The sequence below is a fragment of the Streptococcus mitis genome (assembly GCF_946188695.1).
Classification (GTDB): Bacteria; Bacillota; Bacilli; order Lactobacillales; family Streptococcaceae; genus Streptococcus; species Streptococcus mitis_DF.
Genome location: NZ_CAMHWI010000058.1, coordinates 1 through 316 on the forward strand (window position 1 = coordinate 1; position 316 = coordinate 316).

Sequence of the window (316 nt, forward strand, 5' to 3'; positions counted from 1 at the left end):
CATCTGGATTTACAGCTTTAACTTTATCTTCGATCGCTTTCTTCTCAGCGTCTGTAAGTTTTTCTGGATTTGCTACTACAGTCTTATCTGCTGGTTTAACGATGTCATTACCTGCATTTGGTTTAGTTGCAGTTTCTGGATCTTTTGTCAAGTCTGCTGCTGGAATTACAGCTGTCTTACCTTCTGGGGTTGTAACTGTTGCGTTTCCTTTGTCATCTACAACTACTGTTGCATCTGGATTTACAGCTTTAACTTTATCTTCGATCGCTTTCTTCTCAGCATCTGTAAGTTTTTCTGGATTTGCTACTACAGTCTT

1 protein-coding gene is annotated in these 316 nt (G+C 39.2%); it reads right to left on the reverse strand.

Annotated elements, in window-relative coordinates; translation table 11 throughout:
- Positions 1–316: MiiA motif-containing surface protein (locus N8L33_RS09975; RefSeq protein WP_261059753.1), on the reverse strand; the 316-nt coding region annotated here is incomplete at both ends.